We start from the raw sequence: 14,362 nt of genomic DNA on the forward strand, positions 1-14,362 counted from the left end.
GTCAGCTCGTGGCGATGCCCGGGTCGCTGACGCCGGTGGCGCCCGTCTCCACGTGGCCGGCGAAGCGGCGGAGGAACGTGGCGGCGCCGTCGGAGACCACGGACAGGTCGTACCAGCGCTTGCTGCCGCGCAGGTCCACGGTGTGCGTCACCGTGGCGCCCTTGGCGACCTTGAACGTCTGGGACTGACCTCCGTAGGCCCGCGCCTGAGTGACCGTCAGGTTGACGTCGGCCGTTCCGGCGTTGGTCATCGTCAGGACCACGTTGCCGCTGACCGCGTCATGGCGTGCCGTCACCTCGGGTCCGGCGGCGGTGCCCGGTCCCCGGAAGGTGCGCAGGAACCCGTTGGGTCCGGTCACGTTGAGGTCGTAGACCCCCTGCGAGTAGCTGGTGTTCCAGGTGTCGGAGACGCTCTTGCCCGCGCTCGCGGTGTACGTCCACGGACCGTCGGTGCGGACCGGAGCCGTGACGTGGAAGAACGCGCCCGCGTTGGCCCCGGCCCCGAAGGTGAGCGTGTAGCGGCCGGTCGAGGGGGTGGAGGCGCCGTCCACGTACAGCTCGTACGGCAGGGCCCTGGTCGGGCGCGCGCCGGGCTCCTGCTTCGGCAGAACCCCCTTGGTGGGCGGCTTCGGGACGTAGCTGGGGTGCCGGTCGCCGTCCGGCGGCAGGTAGCCGGCCGTGTCCGGCAGCTCGGCCGGCGCCGTGTCCTCCAGGCCGAAGTCGAACGCCGAGGTCAGGTCGCCGCAGATGGCCCTGCGCCACGGAGAGATCTGCGGCTCGGTCACCCCGAAGCGGCTCTCCATGAAGCGGATGATCGACGTGTGGTCGAAGACCTCGGAGTTGACGTAACCGCCCTTGCTCCAGGGGGAGACGACGAGCATCGGGACACGCTGGCCGAGCCCGTACGGGCCGGCGGCGTAGCGGGCGTCGCCGGGGAACTGGTCGAGCGAGGTGTCGACCGTCGAGAGCCCCTGCGCGGCCGAGGCCGGCGGGTACGGCGGGACGACGTGGTCGAAGTAGCCGTCGTTCTCGTCGTACGTGATGAACAGCGCGGTCCGGCTCCACACCTCCGGGTTGGAGGTCAGCGCGTCGAGCACCTGGGAGATGTACCAGGCACCGTAGTTGACGGGCCAGTTGGGGTGCTCCGAGAACGCCTCGGGCGCGGCGATCCAGGAGACCTGCGGCAGCGTTCCGGCGGCGACGTCGGCCTTCAGGATGTCGAAGAGCCCGTCGCCGTTCTTGACGTTCGTGCCGGTGCGGGCCTTGTCGTAGAGCGGGGTGCCGGGCTGGGCGTTGCGGTACTTGTTGAAGTACAGCAGCGAGTTGTCGCCGTAGTTGCCCCGGTAGGCGTCGTCGATCCAGCCCCAGTGGCCCGCGGCGTTCAGTCCGTCGCCGACGTCCTGGTAGATCTTCCAGGAGACCCCGGCCTGCTCCAGCCGCTCGGGGTACGTCGTCCAGTCGTAGCCCGCCTCGTCGTTGCCGAGGACGGGACCGCCGCCGGTGCGGTCGTTGCCGGTGTGCCCGGTCCACATGTAGTAGCGGTTGGGGTCGGTGGCTCCGATGAAGGAGCAGTGGTAGGCGTCGCAGACGGTGAACGCGTCGGCGAGCGCGTAGTGGAACGGGATGTCGTCACGGGTGAGGTACGCCATCGTGCCCGCGGACTTGGCGGGGATCCACTGGTCGTACTTGCCGTTGTTGAACGCCTTGTGGCCGCCGGCCCAGTCGTGGTTGAGGCCCGCGATGAACTGCATCCCGAGGTCCTGGGCGGTGGGGTGGTACGGCAGGACGTCCTTCCGGCCGTCCGGCTGGTACCAGACCGGCTTGCCGCTCGGGAGGGTGACGGGGCGCGGGTCGCCGAAGCCGCGGACGCCCTTCATCGCGCCGAAGTAGTGGTCGAAGGACCGGTTCTCCTGCATCAGGACGACGACGTGCTCGACGTCGGCGAGGGTGCCGGAGGTACGGGCGGCGGGGATCGCCGCGGCCCGGGCGATGCTGGTCTGGAGTGCCGCGAAGCCGGCGGTGGCGCCGGCTATCTGGAGGAAGCGACGCCGATTGAGTTCAGTCATGAGTACGAGCACCTCGGGGTGGTTGCGGGGGGCGGTGGTCCGGGCGAGCCAAAGATCAGCGGAGCGGCGGGACGGGGCGTGTCGTCGAGGTGTGGGGGCGCGGTACAGGACATGAACGCGGGACCGAGCCGGGCGTCCCGCGGCCGGTGACACCGTAGGGGCGGGTGGGAAAGCGCGTCGGCAGGTCGGCGAAGAGTCCATGTGCTCGTTCCGGAAATCCATGTGCCGGCTGCGGCGGAGCCCGTTCGGTTGTGCTGGAAACCCCCGTGGTTGCGCCGGAAGTCCGTACACGAGGCTTGGAACCAGGGATGGCCGGAAATTGTCCCTTTGGGTGAGGCGAGTGCACGGGGGGCGAGATGAACACATGGGCGGTACCCGGGTACACCGAGTCCCGGGAGCTGGGCGCGGGCGCGAGCGGGCGGGTGGTCCTCGCCGTCCATGACGCGACCGGGACGCCGGTGGCGGTCAAGTACCTGAGCGAGCGGCTGTGCGCGGACGAGGCGTTCGTACGCGGTTTCCGCTCCGAGGCGCGGCTGCTCGGCGGCCTGGACAGCCCGTACGTCGTGGGGTTCTACGAGTACGTCGAGGCGCCCGGCGGCGCGGCCATCGTGATGGAGCTGGTCGACGGCGTCGCGCTGCGCACCCTGCTCGCGCAGGAGGGCGCCACCGGCCCCGAGGCGGCTCTCGTGGTGCTCAAGGGCTCCCTCCTGGGCCTGGCCGCCGCGCACCGGGCGGGCGTCGTGCACCGCGACTACAAGCCCGCGAACGTGCTGGTCGCCGCCGACGGCTCGTCCAAGCTCGTCGACTTCGGCATCGCGACCGGCCGGGGCAGCACACCGGGCATCGCCGGAACACCGGCCTACATGGCGCCCGAGCAGTGGAACGGGGCGCCCGCCTCGCCGGCGGCCGATGTGTACGCGGCGACCGCGACGTTCTTCGAGTGTCTGACCGGCCACAAGCCGTTCACCGGCGGCAACTTCGCGGAACTCGCCCTGCAGCACCTGGACGCGCCCGTTCCCGACGAGCAGGCCCCTGAGCCGCTGCGCCCGCTCATCCGGCGGGGCCTCGCCAAGACCCCGCAGGAGCGGCCGGAGAACGCGGCGGCGTTCGTCAGCGAGCTGGAGTCGGTCGCCACGGCCGCGTACGGCCCCGACTGGGAGGAACGGGGCCGGGGCAGGCTGGCGGCGCTGGCCGCGCTTCTGCCGCTGCTCTTCCCCTCCTCCGGAGGCCCTTCGCAGGGCACGACCGCGCTCGCCACCACGACGCTGCCCGACCCGCCGCCCCGCCCGCGGTGGCGGATTCCGCGCGGACTGCCGGCCGGCGCGGCCGCGCTCGTCGTGGCGCTGCTGCTCGCCCTCGCCGCCCGTGCCGACGGCGAGGAGCCGGGCGCCGACGAGGCTGCCCGGGCCTTCGCGACCACGAGCAGCATGCCGAGCACACCCCCGCCGACGCCGGAGACGTCGCCGGAGCCGTCGCCGCCCTCGCCGAGCCCGGAGCCGTCCTCCTCCCTGGAGACGCCGACCGTCACCCCGAGCGCCTCGCCCACCGACGGCACGACGACGCCCCCGCCAGACTCGACACCGTCCCCGGACACCAGCGCGACGCCCACCGACCGGCCGACCACGCGCCCGACAAGGACCCCGACCGTCTCCGTGACCGGCGTCTGGGTCACCAGCCTGCGGCAGATCGGGCCGACGGCCGCCCAGGCCGTTGTCGAGGTCACGACGGACGGACCGGGTCCGGTGACGGTCGTCGTCGAGTGGTTCACCGGCGACGAGAAGGGCGTGCCCGGCACTCCTGACGGCTCGGAGACCTTCCGGCGCGAGGGGGCCACCCGGTACACCCTCACGCTCCCCCACACCGTCCAGGGCGCCGGTTGCTACTGGGGGGTGCGCGCGAGCACGGACCCGGCCGCCGCGAACGGCGGTTCTCTCCAGCAGATCTTCATCCGGCGGTGCACGATCTCATGAACGACGACGACTACAGCGCCACCGAACTGGGCAGCCACTGGTTCGAGCGGCCGGCGCCGGACACGCCGCCGGACCGCGTGGACGGCGAGGTCCTGCGCTTCGGCCCGGGGGTGACCGCAGCCGCGGCACGGCGCGCCGGGACGACGCCCACAGCGGCCCAGATCTGGCACGGCACGCTGCCCGGCGCACCGCCGCCGCGGCCCGTCCCCCGCCGATGGCCGCGGCGGTACGCACTCGCCGGCGTCGTGCTGGCCGCCGTCCTGGCCTTCCTCGCCTGGCAGCACTACGGCCCACGGGTGGCGGTGCGGGACGTGGCGGTCGGCGCCTCGGAGCAGCGGCTCGGCTGCGACGAGACGGCGGACGTCGTGGGCGTCGTACGCACCGACGGCCGCCGAGGCACCCTCACGTACCGCTGGGAACGCAGCGACGGCACCGTGTCCGCGCCGCTGCACGAGAAACTGGCCCGAGGTCAGAAGCAGGCCGACCTGCACCTGCTGTGGACCTTCCACGGGCCCGGAGAGCACCGTGCCACGGCCCGCCTCGTGATCATCTCGCCCACCGCCCATACAGCCGCGGCGACTTTCACGTACCGCTGCGCCTGAGACCCCCGACGCTCCGGCCGTCGACCGGGACTAGGCCGTTCGCAGGCGGGTTCGCGGGGCCATGGGCCCGCCTGGAGGATCAGCGGTGGCAGGCCGGTACGGGCGCTCATAGCTTCGCCGTATGACCAGACGACAGATCGCCCTCCTCGCCTGCACCGTGGCGCTCGCGGCCTCGGGACTCGGCGCCGCCGCCCCGACGGCCGACCACCGCACGGTACGCCAGGTGAAGGCCGGCGCATCCATCCAGAAAGCAGTGGACGCCGCGAAGCCCGGGGACACCATCGTCCTGTCCCCCGGCACCTACCGTGAGAGCGTCCGCATCACCAAGTCGAACCTGACACTGCGCGGCTCGGGCATCCTGCCCACCGTCATCCAGCCCGGCACGGCCGCCGCCGACGACGCGTGCGCCAAGGCCGGCCACGGCATCTGCGTGACCGGGACGGAAGCCGGCCCCGTCGCCGGCGTCACCGTGCGCTCCCTGACGCTCAGGGGCTTCACCGGCAACGGCCTGTGGGCGCAGTGGACCGATGGGCTGAAAGTCCAGCACACGGTCGCCGAGAAGAACGGCAAGTGGGGCATCGGCGAGGAGAGGTCCGTACGCGGTGAGCTCAGCCACAACGTCACCCGCGACAACGGCGACGCCGGGCTGTTCGTGGCCAACACCACCGACAGGGAGCACGGAGCGTCGGACGCCCTGGACACGGTGATCAGCCACAACCTCAGCACCGGCAACCGGATCGGCATCACCGTGCGGCGGCTGCGGAACGTGACCGTCGAGCACAACCAGGTGACCGAGAACTGCACCGGGGTGTTCGTGGTGGGCGACGAGTCCAGGCCGCGCACCAAGGCCACCGTGCGCCTGAACTCCCTCTACGCCAACAACAAGCACTGCCCGGCGACCCCCCGCCTGCCCTTCCTGCAGGGCTCGGGCATCGTCCTCACCGGCGCCGAGGAGACGGTGGTGGAGAAGAACCACGTGGTGGACAACGTGGGCGCCTCTCCGCTGTCGGGCGGCATCGTCCTGTTCAAGAGCTTCGTGGGCGCGTTCAACGAGCAGAACGCGATCCGCGACAACGTGGTGCTGCGCAACAGCACGGCTGACCTGGCCAACCGGGACACCGGCAAGGGCAACACGTTCACCCGCAACAGGTGCACGGTCTCCGAGCCCGCCGGAATGTGCTGACCGACCGGCCTCCCCCGCCCCCCCACGGCACTACAGCAAAGGCAAGGCAACAGATGACGACGGTTGATCCGGCTCCCCCGCCGCCCATGCGGCTGAGGGAGCTCGTTTTCGGGGCGGCGTGCGCCGCCGCCGTACGCGCGGCCGCCCGCCTGGGTGTGGCGGACGCCATGGGCGACACGCCCATGACCGTGGACGACCTGGCGGCCGCGGTGAAGACCGAGCCGCGGACACTGCGCCGGCTGCTGCGCGCACTGTCCTGCCAGGGTGTCTTCACGGAGCAGCCCGACGGCACGTTCGCGCACACGGAGATGTCCCGGCTGCTGCGCGAGGACGATCCGCACAGCCTGCGGTACATCGCGCTGTGGTGCACCGAGCCCTGGACCTGGGACGTCTGGCCGAAGCTCGACGAGGCGGTGCGCTCCGGCCGCAACGTCTTCCAGGACGTGTACGACCGGGAGTTCTTCGCGTACCTCAACGAGGACGCGCCCGAGTCCGCGTACGTCTTCAACCGGGCCATGACGACGTCGAGCCGGCAGTCGGCGCAGGACGTCGCGAACCTCCTCGACCTGACGGGCGTGACCTCGGTCGCGGACATCGGGGGCGGGCAGGGGCACGTCCTGGCGAGTCTGCTGGAGAAGCACCCCTCCTTGCACGGCGCGCTGCTCGACCTGCCGGGCGTGGTGGAGAACGCCGATCCGCGGCTGCGGGAGGGCGGCGCGCTGGCCTCCCGGGTTCGGGTGGTGCCCGGGGACTGCCGCGAAGACATCCCGGTCCGGGCGGATGTGTACATCATCAAGAACATCCTGGAGTGGGACGACGAGAGCACCCGCAGGGCGCTGGCCAACGTCCGGAGGGCGGCGCGGCCCGGCGCCCGTGTCGTCGTGATCGAGAACCTGGTGGACGACACGCCCTCGATGCGGTTCACGACGGCCATGGACCTGCTGCTCCTCCTCAACGTCGGAGGCGCGAAGCACACCCGGCAGAGCATGGTCGAGCGGCTGTCGGAGGCGGGTCTGGTCATCGGCGAGATCCGCTCGGTCAACGCGTATCTGCACGCCTTCGAATGCACCGTCCCCGTCTGACCGATCAACTCGTCCGACCGATCAACTCGTTCGACCGATCAACTCGTTCGACCGAACAACACCTCTGGCCGAACAGCACCGGAGAAATCCCGAGGCCGCCGGTTCCGCGTCTGACGCGGGGCCGGCGGCCTCGGGATTCTTGCCGTGTGCCGCTCAGGAAGGGGCGTCCCGCTCCCAGCGGTAGAAGCAGCGCGCCATGGCGTCCTTGGGGCTGCGCCAGGTCTGCGGGTCGTACGCGCTGACGTACGCCGACAGTCGGTCGCTGGTGCTGCGGAACTCGGGGTGCCCGGTCAGCTTCGCGATGGCGGGCGCCGGGTCCTGCTCGGCCTCGATGAGGTGCAGGTAGACGTCGCCGAACTGGAAGAGGCTGCGCCGGGCGACGCCGACCAGGTGCGGGAGTTCGCCGCGGTCCGAGGAGGCGAACACGTCGGCGATCGCCGGCGCCGAATCGGGCGCCATGCGGGCGACGATCAGGGTGTGGTGCATCGCGTGTCCTTCCTGGGCTCGATCAGCCCGGTACGACCGGTGCGTCCCGGCGGTCCCGGGCGACCTGCTCGATGCGGTCCCGGATGAGGGCCATCTGCGTGCGCGAGTTGCGGTTGATGTTGTCCGTCATCCAGTCGTCGTCGACCGGGGCGTCGGGCTTCATCGCGAAGTCCTGCACCCAGCGCATCTGGACGCCGCCGGGCATCTCCGCGTAGTCCCAGCGGATGTTCATGTGCGCGAAGGGGCCCGTCTCGACGCGGCGGGCCCGGACGGACTTCTTGTCGCGGTCCATGGTGCGCTCCGAGACCCAGCTCCAGACCTTGCCGGACTCGTCCGGGTGCATGGTCAGCCGGAAGGTCGTCGAGTCGCCCTCGCGGTCGAGGACGTCGACGGACGCGTACTCGCTGAAGAGTCGGGGCCAGTTCTCGATGTCGTTGGTCATCTCCCAGACGAGGTCGAGAGGGGCGGCAATGGTGATGCTGTTGTCGGTGTGTCCTGACACGTCAGGCTCCCGTCCTGAAGGTGTTGTTGACGAGGTCGATGAATTCGGCGGGCGTCTTGCAGCGCTCCGCGTCGTTGGGAAGCGCCTTGCCGTACCGGTTCTCCAGCTCCCCGACGATGCCGAGCAGGCCGAGCGAGTCGACGCCGAGGGCGCTGAAGGGCGCGTCCGATGTCTGCTCGAGCTCCCGGGCGTCGACGGTGACACCGGCCGACTGCTTCATCAGCGCGGCCAGTTCGTCGAAGGTCACTTCGGTGGTGATCATGTGTTTCTCCTTCCCGCCCGGTCCTACCGGGCGGAGTCGCCGCCGCGGCGCACGACCAGCGCCGCGTTGGATCCCATGAGTCCCCTGCTGAGGACGAGTGCGGTGCGCAGCTCGGCGGGGCGAGCGCGGGACATCACCAGGTCGATGTCGTGGTCGATGTCGAACACATTGGGCGTGGGCGGTACCAGGCCCTGTTCCATGGCGAGCACCGCGGCCACGGTGTCCAGAACCGGGGCCCCGCAGTAGGCACGGCCGAATCCGGTCTTGGGCGCCGTGACGGGGACCCGCGTGCCGTGCGCGCCCAGGGCGTCGGCAATCGCCAGGGCCTCGGCGCGGTCCGCCTCCGGTACGCCCAGGGCGTCGGCGAACACGACGTCGATCTCCTCCGGGGCGCAGTCGGCCTCGTCGAGAGCGACGCGGATCGCGCGGGCGAGTCCCTCCCGGGACAGCTCCCAGCGCGAGGCGCCGGTGAAGGTGGCGCCGTGGCCGGCCACGGTGGCCCGGACGGCCGCTCCCCGATCGCGGGCCCGGGTCTCGTCCTCGACGACGAGCATGGCACCGCCCTCCGCGGGCACGAAGCCGCAGGCGGCACCCGTGAAGGGGCGGTAGGCGCGATCCGGTTCCTCGACGGTGCTGAGCTCGGGGTAGCCGAGCTGGCACACCATCGAGTACGGGGCGAGCGGGGCCTCCGCCGCTCCGACGACCATCACGCCGGTCCCGCGCCGCACGGCCCGGGCCGCGTGGGCGAGGGAGTCCAGGCCGCCGGCCTCGTCGCTCGCGACCACTCCGCAGGGCCCCTTGAAGCCGCCGCGGATGGAGATCTGGCCGGTGCTGGCGGCGTAGAACCAGGCGATGGACTGGTACGGGCCGACGAACTTGGAGCCCTGGCCCCACAGTTTCTGCAGCTCGCGCTGGCCGAACTCGCCGCCTCCGGACCCGGCGGCGGTGACCACGCCGATGGAGAAGGGCTCCTCGGACGCAGCCCGGCCGAGGCCGGCGTCGTCGAGGGCGAGTGAGGCGGCGGCCATGGCGAAGTGGCTGAACCGGTCGGTCTGGACGAGGAAGCGCTCCTCGATGAGGGCCGAGGCGTCGAAGCCCCGTACCTCGCCCGCGACCTTCAGGGGCAGGTGTTCGCATCCCTCTCGGGTGATCCGGTCCAGGACGGCGAGGCCCTCCCGTACGGACTTCCCGTACGCGTCGGCGCTCGATCCGTTGGGGGCGATCACGCCGATCCCGGTGACGACCGCGCGCCCTGGTCGCTGTCTGCTCATGGTGTCCTCCCGCCCGGCCCGGTCAGGAGCACCGCGGACTGGAATCCGCCGAATCCGCTGCCGACGGAGAGCACGTTCCTCAGCTTCCGGGGGCGGGCGGTGCGCGGCACGTAGTCCAGGTCGCACTCGGGGTCGGGGGTCTCGTAGTTCGCCGTCGGCGGGACCACCTGGTTCTTCAGCGCGAGCACGCAGGCGGCGACCTCGATCGCGCCGATCGCGCCGAGCGAGTGCCCCACCATGGATTTGATGGAGCTCATGGGCGTGTCGTAGGCGTGCGCGCCCAGGGAGCGCTTCACGGCGGCGGTCTCGTGCCGGTCGTTCTGCCGGGTGCCCGAGCCGTGCGCGTTGACGTAGTCGACGAGGGTGGGGTCGAGCCGGGCCTGGTCGAGCGTGGAGTCGATCGCCCGGGCCATCTCAAGACCCTCCGAGGTCAGACCGGTCATGTGGTAGGCGTTGCCGAAGGTGGCGTAGCCGCTGATCTCGCAGTAGATGTGCGCGCCGCGGGCTCGGGCGTGCTCGTACTCCTCCAGGACGAGGACCGCCGCGCCCTCGCCCATCACGAACCCGTTGCGGTGGGCGTCGAAGGGCCGGGAGGCGTGCTCGGGGTCGTCGTTGTCGGGCGACGTCGCCTTGATGGCGTCGAAGCAGGCCATGGTGATCGGGGATATCGGAGAGTCCGACGCGCCGGCGATGCAGACGTCCGCGCGGCCCTCCTCGATGGTGTGGAAGGCGTAGCCGACCGCGTCGAGACCGGAGGTGCAGCCGGTGGAGACCGTCTGCACCGGGCCGCGGGCGCCGAATTGCTCGGCCACGACCGAGGCGAGCGTGCTCGGCGAGAACGCCAGGTGCAGCTGCGGATCGGCCGCGCGGTCGTCCACGTCCCACCGCCGGCCGCCCTCGCTGACCAGGACGTAGTCGTGCTCCAGTCGGGTGGTGCCGCCGACGGCGCTGCCGAGGGAGACTCCGACGCGCCAGGGGTCCTCCGCGTCGGTGTCGAGCCCGGAGTCGCGTACGGCTTCTCCGGCGGCGACCGCGGCGAACTGGATGTACCGGTCGGCGTGCCGGCTCAGCTCCTGGTCCAGGCCGTGCGCGAGCGGGTCGAAGTCGCATTCGGCGGCGATCCGCGAGCGCAGTCCGACCGGGTCGAACAGGGTGATCCCGCGGGTCGCGGTGCGGCCGTTGGCGAGAAGGTCCCAGAACGCCTTTGCCCCGGTGCCGCCCGGAGCGACCACACCGACACCGGTGACGGCGACGCGCCGGGTCACTCGATGGCCCCGCTTGGCTCGGGAGCGTGCACGTCGTCGGTGACCTCCGTGTCGACGTGGCCGAGGCTGGGGCGGGGGGCGAGCGGGCCCAGGTGGAAGACCATGCGGGCCTCCTCGTCGCCGACGTTGCGGAACCGGTGCCGCACGTCGATCGGGATCAGGAGCCCCTGATCGGGCCGGAGCGCGTACGTCTCGCCGTCGAGGTCCACTTCGAGCGCGCCCGAGACGACGTACACGAACTCCTCGGAGTACGGGTGGTAGTGCTCGCCGATGCGCTCGCCGGGCTGAACGATGGCCAGGCCCATGAAGCCGCTGGTGGAGCCCACGGTGGCCGGCGTGAGCATGGCCCGCAGGTCTCCTCCCCGCCTGCGGTTGGGTTCCGTCTCGCTCAGGTTCACGATGCGTGGACGCTGCTTCAGCATGGTTGTACCTCCGGATGTGGCAGTGACGTACGGGGGAGCGGCCGGGCCGCGGCGGTGCGTCAGGAGCCCGCCGCGCTGCGGTCGGTGATGGGCAGCATGTCGGCGTGCGACAGCAGCCGGTTGACGTTGCGGTCCGACTCCAGGGAGCCCTCGACGCCGATCGCGGCGCCGTCGAGGAGCCGCTCCAGCTCCGCGGCCTTCCGCGGGCCCTTCAGGCCGAGGGAGGCGACGGGGTCGAGGTCGAGGTCGCCCGTGATGTCGATCAGGCGCACCACGATGTCGTCCCGCTGGAACAGGGTGCTGCTGTGGACCGGGCTGTTCGGGTCGTCCGCCGCCGCCTGGTCCTGCTGGGCGAGCAGCCGGGCCAGCTCCATGCCGCGGCCCTCCTTGGCCGGGTAGTACAGCGCGTGTCGCCGCAGGTTCGCCGGAGTCGGCCGGTCGGACACCACGTGCTGCACGGCGGGGAGCGCCGCCCGGGTGAAGAAGACCCGCGCCGACTGGGGGTCGCTCAGGTCCCGGTCCTGCTCCAGGTACGGGTTGATGGCCTCCTCCACCGCCCGCACCTCGGGCTGACGGGCGACGTGGCGCAGGGCCGCGAGGAGGTCGCCCTCGACCTCCACGGCCCGCACGACGCGGTTGCCGTGCATGAAGAGCGAGGTGCGACGCAGCCGGGTGGTCTCGTCGACCCGTGCCTCGGGCGACTCGTACCCGGCCAGGATCTCCGCGACCTTCGACTCGGAGCCCGGCTTGACGGTGAAGGTGAGCGCGTGACGGGCCGCGCCGTCGCCCACGCGGGCCGCCACCTGCCCGCCCGCCGTCGCCGGGTCCGGCGTCAGCGGCTGCCCGGGACCGGTCTCCCGGAGGATGCTGTAGCGCATGGACCGGGTGTCCCGTACGCAGCTGTGCATCGGCTTGACGGTCTCGAGGTGCTCCTCGCTGTTCACCCAGGCGAGGAACGGCGGGGCGCTCTCCCACTCGCTGGTGATGAGCCACTGCGAGGAGTTCTCGATGGACTGGCAGAGCTGGTCGCTGATGTGACCGGGAACGGTGGCGACCTGCTTGCGCATGAGCTCGTAGGCGTCCAGGAACTGCTGCTGGGCGCCGTCGTACAGGTCGAGCAGGAGGATCACGCGCAGCCTGGAGCCGTCGAACGCCGACTGCGAGATGCGTCCCGTGGGGGTCATCCGGCAGACCTCTTTCTCTTCTGAAGGGGGATCGGGAGCGACCGCCGGATCCGAAACGCCGGGGTCGTCATGTGCCGATCGTTGACAGGCATGCCGATCGCGCGCGAGCCCCACGGGGCGGACGAGTGAACTGCGCGTCAACCGGGTGCCCCGGGCACGCGGACCTGGCCCCGCAGGGCATGAATCTGCATCCCATCCCCGACTCGCGTCACAGGTGACGCCGGAGACGATCAATGAACCGATTCGAAGGGGCCGGCGAGTCCGGTCTCCGCACACCCGTACTCATCGTCGGCGGCTCTCTGGTGGGCCTGTCCACCTCGCTGTTCCTGGGGCGTCTCGGCGTGCCGCACACCCTCGTCGAGCGCCACTCGGGCACCTCGATCCATCCCCGCGGGCGCGGCAACAACGTGCGCACGATGGAGCTGTTCCGGGGGGCGGGGGTGGATCAGCGCATCCGGGAGGCCGCTGCGGTCCTGGGGGAGAACAACGGCATCCTGCAGACGCCGAGCCTGGTGGGCGACGTCGGCGAGTGGCTGTTCAAGGAGATCGACCCCGGCGGCGGGCTCGCCCGCTTCAGCCCCGCCGGATGGTGTCTGTGCAGCCAGAACGATCTCGAGCCGGTGCTCCTCGAGCGCGCCCGGGAGCTGGGCGGGGATCTGCGGTACTCGACGGAGCTGATGTCCTTCGAGCCGGACTCCGAAGGGGTGACCGCACACGTCAAGAGCCGCGAGACGGGCGAGCACACTGCCATCCGCGCGGACTATCTCGTCGCGGCGGACGGCCCGCGCAGCCCCGTGCGCGAGCAGCTCGGCATCGGGCAGAACGGCCCGGGCGACCTGTTCCACAACGTGAGCGTCACGTTCGTCTCGCGCGGCCTGGCAAACGTCGTGGGCGACCGGCGCTTCATCGTCTGCTACCTGACGAACCCGGAGGCCGACGGGGCCCTGCTGCCGGTCGACAACCGGGAGCGCTGGGTGTTCCACGCCCCCTGGCACCCCGAACACGGCGAAACACTCGAGGAGTTCACCGCCGAGCGGTGCGCGGAGCACATCCGGCGGGCCGTGGGAGTGCCCGATCTCGACGTGGAGATCACCGGCACGGCCCCCTGGCACGCCGCCGAGCGGACCGCCCAACGGTACGCGCGCGGACGGGTGTTCCTCGCCGGCGACTCCGCCCACGAGATGCCGCCGACCGGGGCGTTCGGCTCCAACACCGGTATCCAGGACGCCCACAACCTCGCCTGGAAGCTCGCCGCGGTACTCGGCGGATGGGCCGGTCCCGGCCTGCTCGACTCCTACGACGCGGAGCGCCGGCCGGTCGCGGAGGCGACGAGCACGCGCGCCTCGTCGCGGTCGGTCGAGCACAGCCACCCGGGGTACGCCCCCGGCCCCGGCGCCGGCGGCCCCGGGGGGCGCAAGGGCGGCATCCTCAACGTGGCGCTGGGCTACCGCTACCTGCAGGGCGCGGTCCAGGGTGCCGACCCGACGGCCCCGGTCGTGCCCGAGGAGCTGCGGCTGACGGGCGAGCCCGGGACCCGGGCGCCCCACATGTGGCTGACGCGTGCCGGCGAGCGAAGCGAGATGGGGGTCCCCCCGGCCGGAGGCTGGGGGAGGGTCTCCACCCTGGACCTGTACGAGCGGTCCCTGGTCCTCCTCAGCGCGGGAGGCGGCTCCGGCGACTGGCACGCGGCCGCGGCGCGCCTCGCGCAACGCCTCGCGGTGCCGCTCGACTCGTACCGGATCGGCGACGGGCCCGACGCGGAGCTCTCCCCCGCGAGCGACACGGACTGGGCGGAGGCCCACGGCGTCACGCCCGGAGGCGCGGTGCTGGTCCGCCCGGACGGATTCGTCGCCTGGCGCTCCGAGGGCGCGTCACCGGATCCCGAAACGGCGCTTGAGCACGCCCTCACGGCGATCCTCGACCTGGGCTGACCGCGTCCTCGCGGCCGGCCCGACGGCAGTCCCGGGGGCGCTGATCCCCGGTCCGGAGGTCACTCCGGCGACAGCGCCCCGGGACTGCCTGCCTGTAACCGTTGTGGCACATTATTTTCGAAGGTAGAGTCCACGTT

At 71.7% G+C, this 14,362-nt stretch carries 13 protein-coding genes; 5 read left to right on the forward strand and 8 right to left on the reverse strand.

All coding sequences use genetic code 11. The features are described 5' to 3' along the window. Window position 1 precedes the first annotated feature (1 nt). Entirely contained in the window at window positions 2–2,065 is a 2,064-nt protein-coding gene (locus VIU94_RS35685) for a phosphocholine-specific phospholipase C (RefSeq protein ID WP_331918174.1), read from the reverse strand. 356 nt (window positions 2,066–2,421) lie between these two features. On the opposite strand from VIU94_RS35685, the gene VIU94_RS35690 reads away from it, so the two are divergent. The 4 genes from VIU94_RS35690 to VIU94_RS35705 all read left to right on the forward strand — a co-directional run bounded on the left by VIU94_RS35690 (window position 2,422) and on the right by VIU94_RS35705 (window position 6,902). Next, window positions 2,422–4,035, forward strand: a complete 1,614-nt coding sequence (locus tag VIU94_RS35690) for a serine/threonine-protein kinase (protein WP_331918176.1) — start codon at window positions 2,422–2,424, stop codon at window positions 4,033–4,035. Further along, on the forward strand, window positions 4,032–4,637 hold the full coding sequence (locus tag VIU94_RS35695) for a hypothetical protein (protein ID WP_331918178.1): 606 nt from the start codon (window positions 4,032–4,034) through the stop codon (window positions 4,635–4,637). The genes VIU94_RS35690 and VIU94_RS35695 overlap by 4 nt, the downstream gene beginning before the upstream one ends. A 121-nt stretch (window positions 4,638–4,758) precedes the next feature. Next, on the forward strand, window positions 4,759–5,820 hold the full coding sequence (locus VIU94_RS35700; protein ID WP_331918180.1) for a right-handed parallel beta-helix repeat-containing protein: 1,062 nt from the start codon (window positions 4,759–4,761) through the stop codon (window positions 5,818–5,820). A gap of 53 nt (window positions 5,821–5,873) precedes the next feature. Further along, on the forward strand, window positions 5,874–6,902 hold the full coding sequence (locus tag VIU94_RS35705) for a methyltransferase (RefSeq protein WP_331918182.1): 1,029 nt from the start codon (window positions 5,874–5,876) through the stop codon (window positions 6,900–6,902). Window positions 6,903–7,055: 153 nt separating this feature from the next. On the opposite strand, the gene VIU94_RS35710 is transcribed toward VIU94_RS35705, so the two are convergent. The 7 genes from VIU94_RS35710 to VIU94_RS35740 are packed head-to-tail and all read right to left on the reverse strand — an operon-like array spanning window position 7,056 to window position 12,294. Beyond that, on the reverse strand, window positions 7,056–7,388 hold the full coding sequence (locus VIU94_RS35710; protein ID WP_331918184.1) for a TcmI family type II polyketide cyclase: 333 nt from the start codon (window positions 7,386–7,388) through the stop codon (window positions 7,056–7,058). A 22-nt stretch (window positions 7,389–7,410) separates the two neighbouring features. Then, window positions 7,411–7,890, reverse strand: a complete 480-nt coding sequence (locus VIU94_RS35715; protein ID WP_331918186.1) for an SRPBCC family protein — start codon at window positions 7,888–7,890, stop codon at window positions 7,411–7,413. Window position 7,891: 1 nt separating this feature from the next. Further along, on the reverse strand, window positions 7,892–8,152 hold the full coding sequence (locus VIU94_RS35720; protein WP_331918188.1) for an acyl carrier protein: 261 nt from the start codon (window positions 8,150–8,152) through the stop codon (window positions 7,892–7,894). 23 nt (window positions 8,153–8,175) lie between these two features. Continuing rightward, complete coding sequence (locus VIU94_RS35725; RefSeq protein WP_331918190.1) at window positions 8,176–9,423, reverse strand: ketosynthase chain-length factor; 1,248 nt, start codon at window positions 9,421–9,423, stop codon at window positions 8,176–8,178. Next, entirely contained in the window at window positions 9,420–10,688 is a 1,269-nt protein-coding gene (locus VIU94_RS35730) for a beta-ketoacyl-[acyl-carrier-protein] synthase family protein (RefSeq protein ID WP_331918192.1), read from the reverse strand. The genes VIU94_RS35725 and VIU94_RS35730 overlap by 4 nt, the downstream gene beginning before the upstream one ends. Next, window positions 10,685–11,110, reverse strand: coding sequence for a cupin domain-containing protein (locus tag VIU94_RS35735; RefSeq protein WP_331918194.1), 426 nt, complete (start codon window positions 11,108–11,110; stop codon window positions 10,685–10,687). The genes VIU94_RS35730 and VIU94_RS35735 overlap by 4 nt, the downstream gene beginning before the upstream one ends. 59 nt (window positions 11,111–11,169) lie before the next feature. Next, the gene (locus VIU94_RS35740) at window positions 11,170–12,294 is read right to left on the reverse strand and encodes a SchA/CurD-like domain-containing protein (RefSeq protein WP_331918196.1); all 1,125 of its coding nucleotides are present in this window, start codon (window positions 12,292–12,294) and stop codon (window positions 11,170–11,172) included. A 233-nt stretch (window positions 12,295–12,527) separates the two neighbouring features. Here VIU94_RS35740 and VIU94_RS35745 point away from each other — a divergent pair, with 233 nt between their 5' ends. Further along, complete coding sequence (locus VIU94_RS35745; protein ID WP_331918198.1) at window positions 12,528–14,225, forward strand: FAD-dependent oxidoreductase; 1,698 nt, start codon at window positions 12,528–12,530, stop codon at window positions 14,223–14,225. The last annotated feature ends 137 nt before the right edge of the window (window positions 14,226–14,362 follow it).

Origin of the sequence: Streptomyces sp. (assembly GCF_036566765.1) — a bacterium.
Classification (GTDB): Bacteria; Actinomycetota; Actinomycetes; order Streptomycetales; family Streptomycetaceae; genus Streptomyces.

What these genes read in the sequence shown, in the direction of transcription:
- VIU94_RS35695 (WP_331918178.1), top strand. Translation starts at nt 4,032, where the DNA reads ATGAACGACGACGACTACAGCGCCACCGAACTGGGCAGCCACTGGTTC.
- VIU94_RS35690 (WP_331918176.1), top strand. Translation starts at nt 2,422, where the DNA reads ATGAACACATGGGCGGTACCCGGGTACACCGAGTCCCGGGAGCTGGGC.
- VIU94_RS35700 (WP_331918180.1), top strand. Translation starts at nt 4,759, where the DNA reads ATGACCAGACGACAGATCGCCCTCCTCGCCTGCACCGTGGCGCTCGCG.
- VIU94_RS35685 (WP_331918174.1), bottom strand. Translation starts at nt 2,065, where the DNA reads ATGACTGAACTCAATCGGCGTCGCTTCCTCCAGATAGCCGGCGCCACC.
- VIU94_RS35725 (WP_331918190.1), bottom strand. Translation starts at nt 9,423, where the DNA reads ATGAGCAGACAGCGACCAGGGCGCGCGGTCGTCACCGGGATCGGCGTG.
- VIU94_RS35710 (WP_331918184.1), bottom strand. Translation starts at nt 7,388, where the DNA reads ATGCACCACACCCTGATCGTCGCCCGCATGGCGCCCGATTCGGCGCCG.
- VIU94_RS35705 (WP_331918182.1), top strand. Translation starts at nt 5,874, where the DNA reads ATGACGACGGTTGATCCGGCTCCCCCGCCGCCCATGCGGCTGAGGGAG.
- VIU94_RS35745 (WP_331918198.1), top strand. Translation starts at nt 12,528, where the DNA reads ATGAACCGATTCGAAGGGGCCGGCGAGTCCGGTCTCCGCACACCCGTA.
- VIU94_RS35720 (WP_331918188.1), bottom strand. Translation starts at nt 8,152, where the DNA reads ATGATCACCACCGAAGTGACCTTCGACGAACTGGCCGCGCTGATGAAG.
- VIU94_RS35735 (WP_331918194.1), bottom strand. Translation starts at nt 11,110, where the DNA reads ATGCTGAAGCAGCGTCCACGCATCGTGAACCTGAGCGAGACGGAACCC.
- VIU94_RS35740 (WP_331918196.1), bottom strand. Translation starts at nt 12,294, where the DNA reads ATGACCCCCACGGGACGCATCTCGCAGTCGGCGTTCGACGGCTCCAGG.